Here is a 1,704-nt window from a genome sequence, read left to right on the forward strand (position 1 = left end):
CCTCAACACCGTTTCTGCCTCACCAGACATCACCCGCCCGGCCGATCAGGGTGTGGCGCCGGCCGTAGCCCAGCGCGAACCGCCGAAGGAGGCGAGCGCCTTGTCCTTGAGCTCCCTGAACTTCGACGACGCCTCGGCCAGCCGGGCGTCCCAGGCCGGATCCGGCACCTGGCCCGCGATGGTCTTGAAATAGACCTGCATCAGGCAGGCGATGGCGAAGGGTTCAATGAACGCCGCCTTGAATGCCCAGGCGAAGACGATGGCGAGCACAAAAGCCCAGCCGGCGAGCTGGCCAGGCATCAGGAACAGAATCGCGCCGGCAGGCGCCAGCATCATCAGAAAGATGATGAACGACACGCCCCACATGATGACCGCCAGCCAGACGGCGTTCTTGACCATGACCTTGCCGTTCTGGGCATAGAGCACGACGCCCTGCCGCGCCGTCTCGAAGGGCGAGGCTGAATTGATGCGGATGTTGTAGCCGAGGATGATCTCGTCGACATAGGTCAGCGACAGGCGGATCACGGTGTTGATGAACGAGACCAGGCCGCTCAGGCCCGGTATCGGCAGGAAGGCGGCGATACCGCCAAGCAGGCCGGTGATGGCGCGGATAGCGCCCTTGACGAGTTGGTCGACGACAAAAAGGATGTTGGCCTCGGCGAAACGCTGGGTCACGACATCCCTGGCGTAGGCGATCTGGTCCTGGCCGTCGGGAATGTCGCGGCCGTCGATCAGATGGACCATGACGGCGATGTGGCCGGCCTTGACGACATAGAGGATGTATTCGCGGATCCAATACACAGCGATCGAGACGAGGCCAAACCCGACCACGCCGCCCCACAGGGCAAAGGACATGGGCCCGTCGGGATCGGTGGAGATATGGCCGACGCCATAGCCGACCGAGGCGCCGGTGCCCGTCGCCATAATGTAGGCCAGCGTGATGCCGAAATAGACGATCATGCGAAAGACGATGAACGGCCAGGTCCGCATCATGATGGACACCGACCGGCCGATCTCAAAATCCCACATGTGCCCCGAATCTCCGCCTCAGAGATGGTGGAAGAGGATGGACTCAACCCGGCGATTGTCAATTGCCGGCCCTGACGCCAAAGGGCAACGAATTCGGGCTACGGGTTTCTTCGGAGCCTTCGCCGGCGCGTAGGCTGACGGAGCATCAAACGAAAAACCCGCCTGTGCGGCGGGTCACTGGCGCAAATCAGCACCATGGACGAATATATACCTTAGCTGAGGTCACCGAGTCAAGAAAAAATTCCTATCGGGAACAGCTGCCGGCACGAAAGCTCCGGTGGGAACTTCAATTCGACTGCGGGTCCGGCTTCTTGAGCAGGCCTTCGAGCAGTTGCTTGAACGCCGTCACCACCTTCTTCGACGTCGCTTCGGGGTCGCTCGAATTGGCGATCCGTTGCGCTGCCTGGCTGCTCGCTCCGTTGATCAATCGCGAGGCCGTCTCGGGGTCGAGGCTGGAGACAACGACCCCCTCCTCCTGCAGCGCGGTCAGATGGTCGGTCATTGAAGCGATGCACGCACTGCAATTCGGCCATTGCGCTGGATCGCCCAGCACGGCCGGGCCATCCCGGAACATGATGCGCTGGATTTCCGGCTCCAGCGCCATCTCGATATAGGTCGAGCATTCGTCGACGAAATGTTGCCAACGGGTCGGCGCTCTCGACGCAACCTCATTGA

The 1,704-nt window shown here is 61.7% G+C and carries 1 protein-coding gene and 1 pseudogene; both read right to left on the reverse strand.

All coding sequences use genetic code 11. The annotated features are described in order from the left end of the window. Window positions 1-45: 45 nt before the first annotated feature. Window positions 46-1,029: a hypothetical protein gene (locus EN750_RS33020; RefSeq protein WP_127399169.1), complete on the reverse strand. Its 984-nt coding sequence runs from the start codon at window positions 1,027-1,029 to the stop codon at window positions 46-48. Window positions 1,030-1,315: 286 nt separating this feature from the next. After that, window positions 1,316-1,704: pseudogene (locus tag EN750_RS33025) on the reverse strand (TetR/AcrR family transcriptional regulator); the annotation flags it as partial.

It is taken from the genome of Mesorhizobium sp. M7A.F.Ca.ET.027.03.2.1 (assembly GCF_003999175.1).
Lineage (GTDB): Bacteria > Pseudomonadota > Alphaproteobacteria > Rhizobiales > Rhizobiaceae > Mesorhizobium.